16 protein-coding genes and 1 tRNA gene are annotated in these 15,599 nt (G+C 72.8%); 6 read left to right on the top strand and 11 right to left on the bottom strand.

The window, feature by feature from the left end; genetic code table 11:
- Nucleotides 1–89: 89 nt before the first annotated feature.
- From ACFVYX_RS18870 to ACFVYX_RS18860, 3 genes are all read right to left on the bottom strand, one after another.
- Nucleotides 90–896 (bottom strand): SCO1664 family protein, encoded by an 807-nt coding sequence (locus tag ACFVYX_RS18870; RefSeq protein WP_389682504.1) that lies wholly within the window; start codon nt 894–896, stop codon nt 90–92.
- Entirely contained in the window at nt 893–1,483 is a 591-nt protein-coding gene (locus tag ACFVYX_RS18865) for a DUF3090 domain-containing protein (RefSeq protein ID WP_389682503.1), read from the bottom strand. The genes ACFVYX_RS18870 and ACFVYX_RS18865 overlap by 4 nt, the downstream gene beginning before the upstream one ends.
- 68 nt (nt 1,484–1,551) lie before the next feature.
- The gene (locus tag ACFVYX_RS18860) at nt 1,552–2,241 is read right to left on the bottom strand and encodes a histidine phosphatase family protein (RefSeq protein ID WP_389682502.1); all 690 of its coding nucleotides are present in this window, start codon (nt 2,239–2,241) and stop codon (nt 1,552–1,554) included.
- A gap of 91 nt (nt 2,242–2,332) precedes the next feature.
- Between ACFVYX_RS18860 and ACFVYX_RS18855 the strand changes: the two genes are divergently transcribed.
- Complete coding sequence (locus tag ACFVYX_RS18855) at nt 2,333–3,325, top strand: magnesium and cobalt transport protein CorA (RefSeq protein WP_389682501.1); 993 nt, start codon at nt 2,333–2,335, stop codon at nt 3,323–3,325.
- A 56-nt stretch (nt 3,326–3,381) separates the two neighbouring features.
- Here ACFVYX_RS18855 and ACFVYX_RS18850 read toward each other — a convergent pair whose 3' ends face one another.
- Nucleotides 3,382–4,167, bottom strand: coding sequence for a ferritin-like domain-containing protein (locus ACFVYX_RS18850; protein WP_389682500.1), 786 nt, complete (start codon nt 4,165–4,167; stop codon nt 3,382–3,384).
- Nucleotides 4,168–4,389: 222 nt separating this feature from the next.
- Entirely contained in the window at nt 4,390–5,439 is a 1,050-nt protein-coding gene (locus ACFVYX_RS18845) for an LLM class F420-dependent oxidoreductase (RefSeq protein ID WP_389682604.1), read from the bottom strand.
- Nucleotides 5,440–5,569: 130 nt separating this feature from the next.
- Between ACFVYX_RS18845 and ACFVYX_RS18840 the strand changes: the two genes are divergently transcribed.
- The gene (locus ACFVYX_RS18840; protein WP_389682499.1) at nt 5,570–6,547 is read left to right on the top strand and encodes an aldo/keto reductase; all 978 of its coding nucleotides are present in this window, start codon (nt 5,570–5,572) and stop codon (nt 6,545–6,547) included.
- The gene (locus tag ACFVYX_RS18835; RefSeq protein WP_389682498.1) at nt 6,544–8,856 is read left to right on the top strand and encodes a helix-hairpin-helix domain-containing protein; all 2,313 of its coding nucleotides are present in this window, start codon (nt 6,544–6,546) and stop codon (nt 8,854–8,856) included. The genes ACFVYX_RS18840 and ACFVYX_RS18835 overlap by 4 nt, the downstream gene beginning before the upstream one ends.
- A gap of 64 nt (nt 8,857–8,920) precedes the next feature.
- Here ACFVYX_RS18835 and ACFVYX_RS18830 read toward each other — a convergent pair whose 3' ends face one another.
- Entirely contained in the window at nt 8,921–9,589 is a 669-nt protein-coding gene (locus ACFVYX_RS18830; RefSeq protein WP_389682497.1) for a hypothetical protein, read from the bottom strand.
- A gap of 47 nt (nt 9,590–9,636) precedes the next feature.
- Between ACFVYX_RS18830 and ACFVYX_RS18825 the strand changes: the two genes are divergently transcribed.
- A complete protein-coding gene (locus ACFVYX_RS18825) occupies nt 9,637–9,825 on the top strand; it encodes a DUF5703 family protein (RefSeq protein WP_015032473.1) in 189 nt (62 codons plus the stop codon).
- 65 nt (nt 9,826–9,890) lie between these two features.
- On the opposite strand, the gene ACFVYX_RS18820 is transcribed toward ACFVYX_RS18825, so the two are convergent.
- The 3 genes from ACFVYX_RS18820 to ACFVYX_RS18810 all read right to left on the bottom strand — a co-directional run bounded on the left by ACFVYX_RS18820 (nt 9,891) and on the right by ACFVYX_RS18810 (nt 12,513).
- Nucleotides 9,891–10,676 (bottom strand): chaplin, encoded by a 786-nt coding sequence (locus ACFVYX_RS18820; protein ID WP_389682496.1) that lies wholly within the window; start codon nt 10,674–10,676, stop codon nt 9,891–9,893.
- Between the two features lie 140 nt (nt 10,677–10,816).
- Nucleotides 10,817–11,050 carry a chaplin gene (locus ACFVYX_RS18815; protein WP_389682495.1) on the bottom strand — a complete coding sequence of 78 codons (234 nt, stop codon included), beginning with the start codon at nt 11,048–11,050 and terminating at the stop codon, nt 10,817–10,819.
- A gap of 128 nt (nt 11,051–11,178) precedes the next feature.
- Entirely contained in the window at nt 11,179–12,513 is a 1,335-nt protein-coding gene (locus ACFVYX_RS18810; protein WP_389682494.1) for a M20/M25/M40 family metallo-hydrolase, read from the bottom strand.
- A gap of 208 nt (nt 12,514–12,721) precedes the next feature.
- On the opposite strand from ACFVYX_RS18810, the gene ACFVYX_RS18805 reads away from it, so the two are divergent.
- Together ACFVYX_RS18805 and ACFVYX_RS18800 are read left to right on the top strand one after the other, a co-directional pair.
- Nucleotides 12,722–12,809, top strand: a tRNA-Leu gene (locus ACFVYX_RS18805).
- Between the two features lie 61 nt (nt 12,810–12,870).
- Nucleotides 12,871–13,797 carry an RluA family pseudouridine synthase gene (locus tag ACFVYX_RS18800; protein WP_389682493.1) on the top strand — a complete coding sequence of 309 codons (927 nt, stop codon included), beginning with the start codon at nt 12,871–12,873 and terminating at the stop codon, nt 13,795–13,797.
- Here the strand turns inward: ACFVYX_RS18800 and ACFVYX_RS18795 are convergent.
- On the bottom strand, nt 13,781–14,410 hold the full coding sequence (locus ACFVYX_RS18795) for an MBL fold metallo-hydrolase (protein ID WP_389682492.1): 630 nt from the start codon (nt 14,408–14,410) through the stop codon (nt 13,781–13,783). The genes ACFVYX_RS18800 and ACFVYX_RS18795 overlap by 17 nt on opposite strands.
- Nucleotides 14,410–15,495, bottom strand: coding sequence for an S-(hydroxymethyl)mycothiol dehydrogenase (locus tag ACFVYX_RS18790; RefSeq protein WP_389682491.1), 1,086 nt, complete (start codon nt 15,493–15,495; stop codon nt 14,410–14,412). The genes ACFVYX_RS18795 and ACFVYX_RS18790 overlap by 1 nt, the downstream gene beginning before the upstream one ends.
- Nucleotides 15,496–15,599 lie beyond the last annotated feature (104 nt).

Raw genomic sequence — 15,599 nt, 5'->3', positions numbered from 1 at the left:
GGCGCTCTTGCGGGTCGGAGGCGTGCGTGCATACCCCCTGGGGGTGGAGGGCCCTCCATTGACCTTGGCCGAAACCTTTCGGCCCCCGCTCAGACCGGCGGCCAGGGGATCGCGGGCCACTGCCCCGAGGGCTCCGGGTGCCGTCCGGTGGCCCGCAGCGCGCCCACGCGGGCGCGTACCGCCGCCACCTCGGCGGCGGTGAGCAGTTCCGCCAGACGGGCGGCGAGGGGCCCTCCCGGCGCCAGGGAGCCGTCGAGCGCGTCGAGCACCCCGGCCGCCTCCGCGGGCAGCCGCTCGCCCGCCCAGCCCCACAGCAGGGTGCGCAGCTTGTCCTCGATGTGGAAGCTGACGCCGTGGTCGATGCCGTAGAGACGGCCGTCGGGCGCCGGCAGCAGATGACCGCCCTTGCGGTCACCGTTGTTGATGACCGCGTCCAGGACGGCGAGCCGGCGCAGCTCGGGGGTGTCCGCGTGGACGAGGAGCGCGGTGCGTTCCTCGTCGAGCCGGGCGGGCCCGACCGCCTTCCAGCCCGCGCCCGCCTCCGGGTCCTCGGTGAGGGCGAGCAGGCGCGCCTCCGGGTCGGCCTCGATCCACAGCTGGACCATGCCCTCCCCGTACGGCCCGTCGCGGAGCACGGTCGGGGGGACCAGGCCCCAGCCGGTGGCCTCGGAGATCTCGTAGGCCGCGACCTCGCGCTGGGCGAGGGTTCCGTCGGGGAAGTCCCACAGCGGCCGCTCTCCCGCGACCGGCTTGTAGACGCAGAAGGCCTCCCGGCCCTCGTAGGCGACGGAGCAGTACAGGACGGCGTTGGAGGCCTCACGGACCTGGCCGCGCACGGTCAGCTCACCGCGGGCGAGCAGCTCGGCGTCCGGCGGCGTCGGGGGGCTGCTGCTCATGCTCCGCGGCGGTATCCGTTCTGGCGCGGGCAGACATGCCCCTCGGGGTCGAGCGGCAGGCTGCACAGCGGGCACGGCGGCCGGCCCGCGTTGACGACGTCCAGGGCCCGCTTGGCGAAGGCGCGCGCCTGGGCGCCGCTGAGGCGGACCCGGAGCATCGGCGGGCCGTTCTCCTCGTCCTGGAGCAGCCGCTCCTCGGCCTCCGCGAGGTCCTCCTCGGAGTCCACGTCGAGTTCGACGAGCGCCTGCGCCTCGACGATCATGCGCTGCTCGTCGCCGTCCCAGGCGAGTGCCATGGTGCCGACCCGGAACTCCTCCTCGACGGGCACGTCGAGGGGGGCGGTGTCGGCCACCTCGGCGGGGGCGACGGCGGGCACGGGCGCGTTGCCCCCGGTGCGGCGCACGACCTCGTCGAGGAGTTCGTCCATGCGTTCGGCGAGGGCCGCGACCTGCGTCTTCTCCAGGGCGACGCTGGTGACCCGGCCGCCGGCGGACGCCTGGAGGAAGAACGTACGGCGGCCAGGCAGTCCGACCGTGCCGGCCACGAACCGCTCCGGTGGGTCGTAGAGGAACACCTGACGGGACACGTTTCCCGGCTCCCTTGCGTCTCGACAGTCGTACTACAGCGGCGCGTCCACCCTACTGCGCGAAGGGATCACGGTGCGCCCGCACCGCCCCCGACCTCGGCCGTCCCACTGCTGTCGGGGTGGTCCCTGGGGGCGAATCCGCCGAAGTCGCCGGTGTCGCCGAGGCGGACGAGGAAGGGACGCAGGCGCGTGTAGCGGATGACGGTGACCGAGCAGGGGTCGACGTGGAGGCGCTGGAAGAGGTCGAGGTGGAGGCCGAGGGCGTCCGCCACGATCGACTTGACGATGTCGCCGTGCGAGCACATGACGTAGCAGGCGTCCTCGCCGTACTCGGCCTCGATCCGCGCGTTCCAGTCGTGTACGGCGTCGACGGCGCGGGCCTGCATCGCGCGCATGGACTCGCCGCCGGGGAAGGCGGCGGCTGAGGCGTGTGCCTGGACGACCTCCATCAGGGGCTCGTCGTTCAGTTCGGCCAGCTTGCGGCCCGACCAGTCGCCGTAGTCGCACTCGTTGATCCGGTCCTCGACGTGCAGCGGGAGGTCCGGGCGGGCGTCGAGGAGGGGCCGCACGGTCTCCCGGCAGCGCTGGAGGGGGCTGGAGACGACGGCGGCGAGCGGGACGTCCGCGAGGCGCCCGGGGAGGGCGGCGGCCTGCGCGGCCCCCCGCTCGTCGAGGGAGATCCCGGGCGTGCGCCCGGCGAGGACCCCGGAGGTGTTGGCGGTGGAGCGTCCGTGCCGGACGAGGATCAACGTGGCCATGGCGGCCAGCCTAGGCGGTGGCCCCTCGAAACCGGGCGGAGGAGGATCCGGAGGGCTCCGCGTGTGCATGACGCGGCCGTTCGGGGGGAGAATGCGGCGCGTGATCGTCGACTCTGCCATCTATCGGGACGGGCGCCGTACGGACGGGCCCGCCGACCTCTCGGACGCCCTGGACGAGGCGCGGGCCGCCGGTGACGCCTTCCTCTGGGTCGGGCTGCACGAGCCGACGGAGGCGGAGTTCGACCACGTCAGCTCCGAGTTCGCACTGCACCCGCTGGCCGTGGAGGACGCCCTGAAGGCGCACCAGCGGCCCAAGCTGGAGGTCTACGACGACAGCCTGTTCGCGGTGCTCAAGCCGATCGTGTACGAACCGGCGAGCGACCGGGTCTCCTCGGGCGAGCTGATGCTGTTCGTGGGCGACTCGTTCGTCGTGACGGTCCGGCACGGCGAGGGCGCGCCGCTCGCCGAGGTGCGCCGCCGTCTCGAAGCCGATCCGGAGCTGCTGAAGCACGGGCCGACGGCGGTGCTGTACGCGGTGAGCGACGCGATCGTGGACCACTACCTCGATGTGGCGGGTGAGCTCCAGGTGGACCTGGAGGAGCTGGAGGCGGACGTCTTCGCGCCCACCGGGGGCAACCCGGCGAACACCGCGGAGCGGATCTACACGGCGAAGCGCCAGGTCCTGGAGTTCCGGCGGGCCAGCGGTCCGCTCGCGGGGCCGCTGGCCAGGCTCACGGCCGGTTCGGTGCCGTTCGTGAACGAGCGCTCGCAGCCGTTCTTCCGGGACGTCAACGACCATCTGCTGCGCTCCAACGAGCAGGTGGAGGGGCTCGACCGGCTGCTGTCCGACGTGCTGTCGGCCCATCTCGCACAGATGGGGGTGCGGCAGAACGACGACATGCGGAAGATCTCGGCGTGGGCGGCCATGGCGGCGGTCCCCACGATGGTCGCGGGGATCTACGGCATGAACTTCGACCACATGCCGGAGCTGCGCTGGGTGGGCTCGTATCCGGTGGTGATCGTCGTGATGACGGGCATCGTCCTCGGGCTGTACCGGCTGTTCAAGCGGCGCGGCTGGATGTGAGGCCCCGCCCCGGGAGCCCGTGGGGCCCCGGGGCTCTCGGGGGGGGCTCCCGGGGCTCAGAAGACGGGGGCCGGGGTCGCGGGTCCGCCGAGGGCGTCGAGCCGGTCGGGCATCCGCAGGTCGACCATCCTGTGCCACCCGGCGGCGCGCTCGTACGCGTACATGCCGCGGATGCCGGCGGCGAGGGCCGCGCCCTTGGGCCGGGGCCAGCGCAGGATCCGCCCCATGTGACGCATCACGGCGAGGCTGACGTCGCGGTAGACCTGGATCTCGACGAGGGCTGACTCGCGCAGGGTCCGGTGGATGAGCCGGCCGTGGCCCTCGCGGGCGAGGCGGAGCAGTTCCTCGTGGCAGTAGGCGAGGTGGTTCGCCTCGTCGTTGTCGATCATGTGGATGGCCTTGCCGAGTTCGGGATGGTCCCCGAAGTACGTGACGAGCATGTCCATCTGGTCGGCGGCCCGCTGCTCGGTGACCCGGCTGTGGGCGAGGTAGACGACGATGTCCCGCTCGGTGAGCGGCTCGTCGCGGCGCAGCTTGTCGTGCGCGAGGCCGATGCCACGCTGTTCGAGCAGCATCGTGTAGTCGGTGTCGGGTGGTACGGGGACCGGCTCGAGGCCGCGCTTCCTCATCAACGCGTTGAAGATCCGGCCGTGCTTGTCCTCGTCGGCCCCGTGCCGGGTGATCTTGGGTGTCAGCTCCCGCATGCCGGGCGCGACGAGGGCCGCGATCCTGGCGTTCTCCCAGCCGCCCTGGGTCTCACCGCTCGCCGCGATGGAGCAGAAGAGCCGGAAGGCCTCGTCGTTGTCGATGATCTCCTGGAAGAGACCCTTGGCCGTGAGCATCGCCGCCACCTCCGTGCGCGTCGTCCGCACTCCGTACGCCCCCGGGACAGAACGAGTCAAAGACGGCCCGGGGCGGCGGGCAACAGGGGGGCCGTGCGACTCGGCCGAAAGAGTGAGTCCCGGGGGCGTAACCGGGGGCACGCCGGAGCCGTTGTGCTGCGTGACGGCCGTGGCGGGGAAGACCCCCGAGCCCCCACCACGGCCGCAGGCTTCCCTCCGGGGCTACGCGAGGCCCGCCCGCTCCATGGCCTCCACGCCCGCCCGCAGGGCCGTCACCCGCTCGTCCAGGGTGAAGCCGGCCGGGGCGAGGGTGAGGGTGGTGACCCCGGCCTCGGCGTAGGCCGTCATCCGGTCGGCGATCCGCTCGACGGAGCCGAGCAGCGCGGTCTGGTCGATGAGGCTGTGGGGAACGGCGGCCGCGGCGCCCGTCTTGTCGCCGGCCAGGTACTTGTCCTGGATCTCGGCGGCCTCCTTCTCATAGCCCATGCGCCGCGCGAGCTGGTTGTAGAAGTTCTGCTTGCGGCTGCCCATGCCTCCGACGTAGAGCGCGGTGTACGGGCGGAACACGTCCGCGAGGGCCTCGACGTCGTCGCCGAGGGCGAGCGGCACGGTGGGACAGACGTCGAAGCCGTCCATCGTCAGACCGGCCTTCTCCCGGCCGGCGCGCAGCGGCCGGAGCGCGGTCTCCTCCAGGTGGGCGGCGGAGGGGAAGATCAGCAGGGCGCCGTCGGCGATCTCGCCGGTCTGCTCCAGGTTCTTGGGGCCGATCGCGGCGATGTACAGCGGGATGTGCTCGCGCTGCGGGTGGACGGTGAGCTTGATGGGCTTGCCGGGGCCGTCGGGGAGGGGCAGGGTCCAGTGCTCGCCGTCGTGGGTGAGGCGCTCGCGGGACATCGCCTTGCGGACGATCTCGACGTACTCGCGGGTCCTGGCGAGCGGCTTGTCGAACTTGACGCCGTACCAGCCCTCTGAGACCTGCGGCCCGGAGACGCCGAGTCCGAGGCGGAAACGGCCGCCGGTGAGCGAGTCGAGGGTGGCGGCGGTCATCGCCGTCATGGCGGGCTGCCGGGCGGGGATCTGCATGATCGCGGAGCCGACGTCGATGCGTTCGGTCTTCGCCGCGACCCAGGCGAGGACGGTGGGGGCGTCGGAGCCGTAGGCCTCGGCGGCCCAGCAGACGTCGTAGCCGAGGCGGTCCGCCTCCTGGGCGACGGCGAGGTTGTCGCCGTCCATACCGGCGCCCCAGTAGCCGAGGTTGATGCCGAGCCGCATGTCCACGCACCCCTTACCCATCGGTAACGTCCCTGTGGGCCGGACTCTAGCGCGCGGTCGGGCCATCCGTCAGGACGCGGTTGTCCACAGGCTCTCTCCGCGTGGTGCCCTGGCCAGTAATCTCGCGGCCATGGAGCAGAGGCATCTCGGACGTACCGGCCTGCGTGTGTCGCGCATCGGACTCGGCACCCTCACCTGGGGCCGGGACACCGACGAGCACGACGCCGCCGAGCAGTTGAAGTCGTTCTGGGACGCGGGAGGCACACTCGTCGACACCGCCGACGTGTACGGCGGGGGTGAGGCGGAGTACCTGCTCGGCCGCCTCATGGAGCGGCTCGTCCCCCGGCAGGACCTCGTCCTGTCGACCAAGGCGGGCAGCGTGCCGGACCCCGACCGGCGGACGGACGGCTCGCGCGGCCATCTGCTCGCCGCGCTCGACGCGTCCCTCGCCCGGCTCGGCACCGACCACGTGGACCTGTGGCAGCTGCACGCCTTCGACCCGCACACACCCTTGGAGGAGTCTCTCCAGGCACTCGACATCGCCGTACGCAGCGGTCGGGCGCGGTACGCGGGCGTGGCGAACTTCTGCGGCTGGCAGCTCGCCAAGGCGGGCACGTGGCAGCTCGGCGGTGACCGGACCCGGCTCGCGGGGGCGCAGCTGGAGTACTCGCTGCTCCAGCGCGGTGTGGAGCGCGAGGTGCTGCCGGCCGCGCAGGACCTCGGGATAGGCCTGCTGCCGTCCTCGCCGCTGGGACGCGGAGTCCTGACGGGCAAGTACCGCGGAGGGACCCCCACGGACTCGCGGGGCGCGTCGGAGACGATGGCGCCGTTCGTGGAGCCGTACCTCGACGTGGCGGCGAGCCGCATCGTGGAAGCGGTCGCGACGGCGGCCGACGGACTCGCGACGACCCCGCTGCACGTGGCACTCGCCTGGGTCCGTGACCGGCCGGGCGTGACCGCCCCGATCGTCGGCGCGCGCACGGCGCGGCAGCTCACGGCCGCGTTGTCGGTGGAGACCCTTAGTCTTCCTGACGAGATCTGTCGGGCGCTGGACGATGTGTCGGCGCCCGTGCACCGCTATCCGGATCACGACTGGAGCACCTTGTGACCGAGCCTTCCGGGGAGACCGCGCCCGAGGCCGTGGAGCCCGCCGAGGACCTGCAGGAGGGAGCCACCGGGACCCCGGCCCCGGGGCCCGACGCGACCCAGGAGCCCGACGCGACCCAGGAGCCGGGCACGGCCGAGGAGCCCGGGTCCGCCGAGGAGCCGGCCGAGGGGGCCGGTACGGCCGAGGAGCCGACCGAGCCGGCCGGTACGGCCGAGGAGCCCGGACCCGCCGAGGAGCCGACCGAGCCGGCGGGCACGGCCGAGGAGCCCGGACCCGCCGAGGAACCGGCCGGTGGGTCGGGTGCGGCCGAGGCCGCCGCCGCGGCCGAGTTGAGCGACGCGCAGGCCGAGCTGGCCGCGCAGCGGGAGCTGCGGGCCAGGATCGAGGCGCGGAAGGCCGAGAAGGAGGGGCCCCTCGCGAGCGGCGCCAAGCTGAGCGGCACGGCGGCGGACCTGCTCGCGGCCGTCCGGGCCGTGGAGGGCGGCGCCGCGTCGGGCAGCGCCTTCTACGAGGCCCCCGAGCCCGCGCCCCGGCGCCCCGCTCCCGAGACGGCCCCGGCCGTGACCGTACGGCCCCCGGCACCGGTCCAGTCGTCCGAGCCCGCGCCCGGCACAACGGCCGCCGTGCGGGAGGTCCTCGCCAAGGGCGGCGCCCCCGAGGCGCTGGCCGGGCAGGTCGCCGCCGCGCTCGGCGAGGCCGCGGCCGCGGCCCTGCTCGACGACCCGTGGCTGCTGCTCGCGGTCCCCGGCGTGCGCCCGGAGCAGGCCGACGGCTTCGCGCGGGCGCTGCTCGGCCCCGCGTGCGGCCCCGGCGACCCGCGCCGGACGGTCGCCCTGACCGTGTGGCTCCTGGAGCGGGCCGCGCTCCAGGGCCACACGGCGCTGGAGATCCAGGCCGTCCGCGCCGGACTCGCCGGGCACGCGGTGCCGGATCCGCAGTCCGCCGTCGAGGAGGCGGTCTCGGCGGGCGCCGTCCTCGTCTTCCAGGAGGAGGAGACGGCGGAGGAGCAGCCCGAAGAGGACGAGGAGAGCGAAGGGGACTCGCAGCCGGCGGAGGCCGGCACCGGGGAGCCGGCCGCGCCCGTGCTGCTCGGGCTCGACCGGTACGCGCTGGCCGAGGAGAGCCTCGCGGACGCGCTCGCCCGGCTCGTCAGGACGGTGACGCCCGCGGAGTGGGACGGATCCGAGCTGGAGCGCGCGGCCGGCGCGCACGGCCTCGTCCTGCACACGGGCGGCGAGGCGTCCCGCGCCGAGCCGGTGGCGCTCGCCGTGGCGGCCCGGGCCCGCGGCCTTCGCACCCTGATCACCGTCCACGCGGGCGACGGGCGGCGCACGGCCGACGCCGCCGGGGTGAACGTGGTCACGGTCGCCGATCTGCTCTCCGGTGCGGTCGGTCCCGGCCGCGACGAGGAGGGCGCCCTCGCCCTCGACCTCCTCGTGGTGCTCGACGCCCCGCAGCTGGACGTGGAGACGGCCGCCGTACTGCTGGAGTCGCTGCCCGACGGTTGCCGACTGGTGCTGAGCGGCGACCCGGAGGTGCTCGGCGCGCCGGGCGCGGGCCAGGTCTTCGCCGACGTGCTCGCTGCCCGGGTGTGCCCGCGGATCGCCTCGCGCCTGCCCGACCCGGGGCCGCTCGGCGAGCTGGTCTCGGGCATCGGCGCCGGCGAGCTGAACCAGGTCGAGGCGCCGGGCAAGGAGATCGTGATCGTCCCGGTGCGGGACGCGGCCGAGGCCGTGCACCGTACGGTCCAGCTGGTGGCCGACTCGGTGCCCCGGGCGATCGGGGTGCCGTCCGAGCAGACGCAGGTGGTGACGGTCGGACACGGCGGCTCGGCCGGTACGCGCGCGCTGAACGCCGCCCTCAAGCAGCGGCTCAACCCTGGCCCCGGCCGCTTCGGCGGCTATGACATCGGCGACCGGGTGGCGTACGCGCCGGCGCCGGGCCGGACGGTGACGGGCACGGTGCTGTCGGCCGACGCCGAGGGGCTGCGGCTGCGGTGCGGGGACGAGGCGTTCCTCGTACCGAAGGAGCGGGTGGGGTCGGCGCTGCGGCACGGCTGGGCGGTCACCGCGCACCAGGCGGCCGGGACGCGCTGGCCGGCGGTGGTCGTGGTGCTGCCCGGTGACGCGGCCGGAGGCCTGAGCAGGCCCTGGGTGTACACGGCCTTCGGCCGGGCGGAGCGTCATCTGTCGGTCGTGCACGGTGTCGACCAGGCGCTGCCCCGCGCCGTGTCCGAGGGGGTGGCTCCGGAACGTACGACGCGGCTGCGGCCGCTCCTGGAGGCGCTGCTGGCCGCGCCGGCGGAGTAGCCGGGGCGGAACGGCGGAGGGCCGGGCACCGATCGCGGTGTCCCGGCCCTCCGCCGTCTCCCCCTCAGGAGCCGGAGCCGCCGGCCCCTTCCTCCTCGTCGCGGTCCCCTTCGTCCTCTTCCTCGTCGAAGACGGCACTGACGTCGAAGCGGCAGACGATCCGCTCGGGGTCGGCGTGCTCGAAGGGGGCGTTGAGCCACTCCCCCGGTTCCGGGAGTTCGTCGGCGGCGGTGACCCAGAGCGTGGAGTCGCCCTCCTCCAGGCCGAACTCCTTGTGCCGGGAGGCGATCTCGTCCGGTTCGTACTCGCCGAAGAGCACGCCGAGCGCGGCGAGTGGCGAGACACCGGCCCTGGCGGCCGGTCCCGGGGTGTCCGTGTCGCCCTCGATCTCGGCGACGCGGCGGGCCTGGGCGAGCAGTCGTTGCGGTTCCGCCACGGCGTAGTCGCGTCGGATCAGAAGGCTGACGGCATGGGGTTCGTCAGGTCCGGCGTAGGGCGGCAGGGCGCCGTCCGCTCCGGGGATCTCGAAGGGAGTGACCTCGTCGTAGCGGTCGTAGAGGAGTTCGTCGTACGCCTCGGCCGCCGTGGCGAGGGCGTTGAAGGCTTCGTAGACGGCCGTGTCGTCGTCCCCCGTGCGGCGTTCGACCGCCGCGAGGTGACGGTCCAGTGCGGCTTTGACCGCCTCGGCGGCGGCACGTACCTCGGCAGCGGTGGGCTGCGCAGCATCAGACATGGGACAGACGCTATCCGTACCGGGCCGGTGCCCGCACAATAGATGCGATGCCGGAATACGAATTTGTCGACGTGTACGTGCCGCGAGGTGTCTCCCGCAAGGAGGCGACGCGGCTGTTGACCGACCATGCCGAGTACGGACACTGGGAGTTGGACCGTCTGAGCCTGCACCGGGACGGGAGCCGCAGAGTGCGGCTGAAGCGGCGGATCATCCGCCAGGTCCGGGCGACCTGGTAGCGAGAAGAGGACAAACCGGAAGGGGCCCCGCGGTCTGCGGGGCCCCTGTGCGTGGTGCGTCGGACTCAGGCCGCGTTGCGGGCGCGGCGGTAGATCAGCGCGCCGGCGAGCAGCAGACCGGCACCGGCGGGGAGGACCACGCCGAGCGGACCCGAACCGGTCTCGGCGAGCTCCTCGACGGCACGGGGCGGAGTGACGCCGTGCTCACCGGGAGTGTTCGAGCCGCCGTCATCGCCGGGGGTGCCAGGGTTACCCGGGGTGCCGGGATTCCCGGGGTTGCCCGGATTCCCGGGGTTACCGGGGTTCCCGGGGTTCCCGGGGTTCCCCGGGTTGCCGGGGTTCCCCGGGTTACCGGGGTTCCCGGGGTTCCCCGGGTTGCCCGGATTTCCGGGGTTGCCCGGCTCCTCCTCGCCGTACCCCGTGTCCCCGCCGTTCGCGCAGTCGTTGCCCCCGGCGGCGTTGCCGAGGCCGATGCCCGTGACGCTGTTGCCGCACGCGTTCACCGGAACGTCGACCGGCACCTCCACGGTGTTGCCGGAGCCCACGCCCGGCGAGTCGCTGGTGTGCCCGCCGGCGGAGGAGCCGCCGCCCGGCTTGCCGGGCTTCGAGGTGTTGGCACAGGTGTTGCCCATCGCCGGATTCAGCAGTCCGACGAGGTTGACGGTGTTTCCGCAGGCGTTCACCGGTACGTGGACCGGAACCTGGACGGTGTTTCCGGACGCGATGCCCGGCGAATTCGTGGCCGTACCGTGCGCGCCGGAATCGGCGTGCGCGTAACCGCCGCCGACCGCGGCGAAGACGCCTCCGGCGGCCGCAACGGTGATAAGGCCCTTGCGGGTGACCTGTCGCATAGTTCGTTCCCTGCCTGCTCGGCTTCGAAAGACTGCCACCGGGCGGAACGCCCGGGGCGGAAATGGCGACCGGCCCCGGAGTGCATGGCACGCACTCCGGGGCCGGACCGGCTCACACCCTCACGGGGCGAGGCTCAACGTCAGGCGTTGACGCAGGTGTTGCCGAAGGCGGGGTTCAGCAGGCCGATGATGGAGACCGTGTTGCCGCACACGTTCACCGGAATGTGCACCGGCACCTGGACGACGTTGCCCGAGAGGATGCCGGGGGAAGCGAAAGCGGCACCCTGGGCGCCCGCGTCGGCGGCGGCCATGCCCGCACCCGCGAGAACGAGACCGCTGGCGGCAGCCGCAGCAGCGACGACCTTCTTGATCATTATTCCTCCTAGTTGGCAATGCGGCCCCAGCCGCGGACCGCACCACCTGTAACGAGGGGGATGGGAGGGAGCTACGAGCCCCCGTGTTCATTCACTCTTTCTGGTCATATACAAACGCGCGCGCGAATTCAGCAGGCGTCGATGAAGCGGTCCAGGACCCGGGCGCCGAACTTCAGGCCGTCCACCGGCACCCGCTCGTCCACGCCGTGGAACATGCCGGCGAAGTCGAGCTCCGGCGGCAGCTGGAGCGGGGCGAAGCCGAAGCAGCGGATGCCGAGGTCGTCGAAGGACTTCGCGTCGGTGCCGCCGGAGAGCATGTACGGCACGGCGCGGGCGATCGGGTCCTCGGCGCGCAGCGCCAGCTGCATGGCGTCCACCAGGGCGCCGTCGAAGTCGGTCTCCAGGGCCTTGTCGCCGTGGACGTCCTCGCGCTTCACCTTCGGCCCGAGGATCCGGTCGAGATCGGCGAGGAACTCCTGCTCGTAGCCGGGCAGGAAGCGCCCGTCGACGTGCGCGGTGGCCTGGCCGGGGATCACGTTCACCTTGTAGCCGGCGCCGAGCATGGTGGGGGCGGCCGAGTTCCGCAGGGTGGCGCCGACCATCTTGGCGATGCCGCCGAGCTTGGCGAGGGTGCCGTCCATGTCCTCGGGGTCGAGGGGGGTGCCGAGCGCGTCCGAGAGCTCGTCGAGGAAGGAGCGCACGGTCTTGGTGACCCGCACCGGCCACTGGTGGCGGCCGAGGCGGCCCACGGCCTCGCAGAGCTCCGTGATCGCGTTGTCGTCGTTGGTCATCGACCCGTGACCGGCCGTGCCCTCGACGGTGAGCCGCATCCAGTGCATGCCCTTCTGGGCCGTCTCGACCAGGTAGAGACGCAGGTTCTCGTTGACGGTGAAGGAGAAGCCGCCGACCTCGCCGATGGCCTCGGTGACCCCGTCGAAGAGGTCCCGGTGCTTGTCGACCAGGTGCCTGGCGCCGTAGGTGCCGCCGGCCTCCTCGTCGGCGAGGAAGGCAAGGACGATGTCGCGCGGAGGCTTGCGGCCGCTGCGCAGCCGGTCGCGTACGACCGCGAGGGTCATCGCGTCCATGTCCTTCATGTCGACGGCACCGCGCCCCCAGACGCAGCCGTCGGCGATCTCCCCGGAGAAGGGATGGTGGGTCCAGTCCTCGGCGTTGGCCGGGACGACGTCGGTGTGGCCGTGGATGAGCAGGGCGGGCCGCGACGGGTCCTCGCCCTCGATGCGGGCGACGGTGGAGGCCCGCCCCTGGTGCGACTCGATGATCTGCGGCTCCAGGCCGACCTCCGCGAGCTTCTCGGCGATGTACTCGGCCGCCGCGCGCTCGCCGGGGCCGGAGTGGTCGCCGTAGTTGCTGGTGTCGATGCGGATGAGCTCGCTGCAGAGGTCCACGACCTCGTTCTCGGCGGTCTCGGCGCTGACACTCCGGCCCGTGTTCGACTCGCTCACGCTGCTTCCTCCCACTACGTGCCCCACGTGGTTGCTTCGGTGCTCGCCCCATCCTCCCGCGTGGCCCGCTCCCGGCCCAAGGGCGCCCCTCCCCCGGCATGCTCCTGTCACATGTCGGGGGCCGACCGGGGTGGTGATCGGCCACCCCGAATGTTTGCTATGGTTTTCCTCGTCGGAAGGGCCCAGCGGCCAGGAAGACAGACACCTTGTCCGGGTGGCGGAATGGCAGACGCGCTAGCTTGAGGTGCTAGTGCCCTTTATCGGGCGTGGGGGTTCAAGTCCCCCCTCGGACACCAGCGAAAGACCCCACATGATGTGGGGTCTTTCTTGTTACGGCGGTTTCGGCGGTAGGACCCGGTGCGACGCAGATCCAAGGCCCCCTCCTCGCCCCTCCCCCAGCGGGACGGGATCGATCCGGTGCGGGTGCGGTTGCCGGAGGATCCCGAGGGGGTCTGGGGAACCGTACGGGAGCATCTGCTCGACCGGTACGCGGGCGCCATCGGTGCCGGGCGGGTCGAGGACATGCTGCTGAGCGGCCGTTTCGTGGGGACGGACGGCCCTGTCGGCGGCGACGAGCCGTACGCCGTGGGGCGGTACCTCTGGTTCCACCGTGACTTCCCCGACGAGACGCCGGTGCCCTTCCCGATCGGGGTGGTGCACCGGGACGAGCGGATCGTGGTCGCCGACAAGCCGCACTTCCTGGCGACGATGCCGCGGGGGCGGCACGTCACGGAGACGGCGACGGCCCGGCTGCGGCGGGAGCTCGGCCTGCCGTCTCTGCAGCCCGCGCACCGCTTGGACCGGCTGACCGCGGGGCTCGTGCTGTTCGTCGTACGGGCAGAGGACCGGGGGGCGTACCAGACGCTGTTCCGGGACCGGCTCGTGCGCAAGGAGTACGAGGCGGTGGCGCCGTACGATCCGGCGGTCGCGCTGCCGGCGACGGTGCGGAGCCGGATCGAGAAGGAGCGCGGGGTGATGGCCGCCCGGGAGGTGCCGGGCGAGCCGAACAGCGAGAGCCGGATCGAGCTGGTCGGACACTCCGGGGGGCGCGGACGGTACCGGCTGGTGCCGGTGACCGGGCGGACGCATCAGCTGCGGGTGCACATGAACGCCCTGGGGCTGCCGCTCCTGCACGATCCGGTCTATCCCGTCGTGCGTGAGGACGGGCCGGAGGACTTCTCGCGTCCGCTGCAGCTGCTGGCGCGGACGCTGGAGTTCTCCGACCCTCTCACGGGGCGCGCGATGCGCTTCGAGAGCCGGCTGGCACTCAGCTCCCTCGCTTGATCCACTCCTCCAGGTGCGGGGCCTCGGCGCCGATCGTCGTCGTCGCGCCGTGGCCGGTCCGCACCACCGTCTCGGGCGGCAGGGTCAGGAGCTTGTCGCGGATCGAGCCGACGATCGTCGGGAAGTCCGAGAAGGACCGGCCGGTGGCGCCGGGGCCGCCCTGGAAGAGGGTGTCGCCGGTGAAGACCGTGCCGAGCTCGGGGGCGTACAGGGAGACCGCTCCGGGCGCGTGACCCGGGGTGTGCAGGACCGTGAGGTCGGTGCCGGCGATGGTGAGGACCTGGCCGTCGGCGAGTTCGCCGTCGGGGCTGTGGTCGGGGTGGGTCAGCTTCCACAGCGGCTGGTCGGCGGGGTGGAGCAGGATGCGGGCGCCGGTGGCGGCCGCGAGCGCCGGGGCCGCGTCGATGTGGTCGTCGTGGGCGTGGGTGCAGACGATGGCCCGCAGGGCGCGGCCGTCGAGCGCGGCGAGGACGGCCCGGGCGTCGTGGGCGGCGTCGATGACGATGGCCTCGGTGTCGTCGCCGACGATCCAGACGTTGTTGTCGACGTCCCAGGTGCCGCCGTCGAGGCTGAAGGTGCCGGAGGTGACGAGGTGGTCGACGCGGGCGGCCATCACAGCACCACCACCGAGCGGAGGACGTCGCCCTCGTGCATGCGGGCGAAGGCCTTCTCGACGTCGCCGAGTGCGATGGTCTCGGTGACGAAGGCGGCGAGGTCGATGCGGCCCTGCTGGTGCAGGTCGATGAGCATCGGGAAGTCGCGGGAGGGCAGGCAGTCGCCGTACCAGGAGGACTTGAGCGCGCCGCCGCGGCCGAAGACGTCGAGGAGCGGGAGTTCCAGCTTCATCTCGGGGGTGGGGACGCCGACGAGGACGACGGTGCCGGCGAGATCGCGGGCGTAGAAGGCCTGCTGGTACGTCTCGGGGCGGCCGACGGCCTCGATGACGACGTCGGCGCCGAAGCCGCCGGTGAGTTCGCGGATCGCCTCGACGGGGTCGGTGGAGCGGGAGTTGACGGTGTGGGTCGCGCCCATCGCCCTCGCGGTCTCCAGCTTCCGGTCGTCGATGTCGACGGCGATGATCTTCGCGGCTCCGGCGAGGCGGGAGCCGACGACGGCCGCGTCGCCGACGCCACCGCAGCCGATGACGGCGACCGTGTCGCCGCGGCCGACGTTCCCGGTGTTGATCGCGGCGCCGATGCCGGCCATCACACCGCAGCCGAGGAGGCCCGCGACCTCGGGGGCGACGGCGGGGTCGACCTTGGTGCACTGGCCGGAGGCGACGAGGGTCTTCTCGGCGAAGGCGCCGATGCCGAGGGCCGGGGAGAGTTCCGTGCCGTCGAGGAGGGTCATCCTCTGCCGGGCGTTGTGGGTGTCGAAGCAGTACCAGGGGCGGCCGCGCTCGCAGGCCCGGCAGGTGCCGCACACCGCACGCCAGTTGAGGATCACGAAGTCGCCGGGGGTCACGTCGGTGACTCCCTCGCCGACCGACTCGACGATTCCGGCGGCCTCGTGGCCGAGGAGGAAGGGGAACTCGTCGTTGATGGCACCCTGCTTGTAGTGGAGATCGGTGTGGCAGACGCCGCAGGCCTGGATCTTCACGACGGCCTCACCGGGGCCGGGGTCGGGGATGACGATCGTCTCGACCCGTACCGGTTCGTTCCTGCCGGGGGCGATGACCCCCTGTACGTGCTGTGGCATCGCGAACTTCCCTTCCTCCGACCGGATCTTGTAAGGCTCCTGCGTACCACTATCTCCTGACAAAAGGCGAGACCCCCGCAGGCTGTGCCTGCGGGGGTCTCGCC

The organism is Streptomyces sp. NPDC058326 (assembly GCF_042879855.1).
Lineage (GTDB): Bacteria > Actinomycetota > Actinomycetes > Streptomycetales > Streptomycetaceae > Streptomyces.
This window is presented reverse-complemented; position numbering and strand designations above follow the sequence as displayed.

Coding starts and splice junctions, on each gene's coding strand:
- ACFVYX_RS18820 (WP_389682496.1), bottom strand. CDS start 10,676: ATGCGACAGGTCACCCGCAAGGGCCTTATCACCGTTGCGGCCGCCGGA.
- ACFVYX_RS18870 (WP_389682504.1), bottom strand. CDS start 896: ATGAGCAGCAGCCCCCCGACGCCGCCGGACGCCGAGCTGCTCGCCCGC.
- ACFVYX_RS18790 (WP_389682491.1), bottom strand. CDS start 15,495: ATGCCACAGCACGTACAGGGGGTCATCGCCCCCGGCAGGAACGAACCG.
- ACFVYX_RS18795 (WP_389682492.1), bottom strand. CDS start 14,410: ATGGCCGCCCGCGTCGACCACCTCGTCACCTCCGGCACCTTCAGCCTC.
- ACFVYX_RS18815 (WP_389682495.1), bottom strand. CDS start 11,050: ATGATCAAGAAGGTCGTCGCTGCTGCGGCTGCCGCCAGCGGTCTCGTT.
- ACFVYX_RS18860 (WP_389682502.1), bottom strand. CDS start 2,241: ATGGCCACGTTGATCCTCGTCCGGCACGGACGCTCCACCGCCAACACC.
- ACFVYX_RS18850 (WP_389682500.1), bottom strand. CDS start 4,167: ATGCTCACGGCCAAGGGTCTCTTCCAGGAGATCATCGACAACGACGAG.
- ACFVYX_RS18845 (WP_389682604.1), bottom strand. CDS start 5,439: ATGCGGCTCGGCATCAACCTCGGCTACTGGGGCGCCGGTATGGACGGC.
- ACFVYX_RS18840 (WP_389682499.1), top strand. CDS start 5,570: ATGGAGCAGAGGCATCTCGGACGTACCGGCCTGCGTGTGTCGCGCATC.
- ACFVYX_RS18830 (WP_389682497.1), bottom strand. CDS start 9,589: ATGTCTGATGCTGCGCAGCCCACCGCTGCCGAGGTACGTGCCGCCGCC.
- ACFVYX_RS18825 (WP_015032473.1), top strand. CDS start 9,637: ATGCCGGAATACGAATTTGTCGACGTGTACGTGCCGCGAGGTGTCTCC.
- ACFVYX_RS18855 (WP_389682501.1), top strand. CDS start 2,333: ATGCGGCGCGTGATCGTCGACTCTGCCATCTATCGGGACGGGCGCCGT.